The 288-nt window shown below is 39.6% G+C and carries 1 protein-coding gene; it reads left to right on the forward strand.

The window, feature by feature from the left end:
* The coding region (locus G6042_RS00445; protein WP_169522334.1) for a hypothetical protein at positions 1 to 288 on the forward strand (288 nt) is incomplete at both ends.

Below are 288 nucleotides of genomic sequence, written 5' to 3' on the forward strand. Positions count from 1 at the left end.
CAACATTAGAACTTCAAATCAACCCATTACCACTAGCCAATCCAGTCATTACGGATTATGCGTTGTGTGATTACAACAATCCGGGAGATGAAGAAGAAGTCTTTACCTTAGACACCAAAACGTTAGAAATCACCAATGGACAAACAGGCGTAACGGTAACTTATTACGCAACTCAAACCGATGCGCAAAACCAAACAAACGGTTTACCAAACAGTTATACCAACACTAGTAATCCACAACAAATTTGGATCAACATCAGCGATAATGTTACAGGCTGTAACACGGTAA

Source organism: Flavobacterium solisilvae (genome assembly GCF_012911605.1).
GTDB lineage: Bacteria > Bacteroidota > Bacteroidia > Flavobacteriales > Flavobacteriaceae > Flavobacterium > Flavobacterium solisilvae.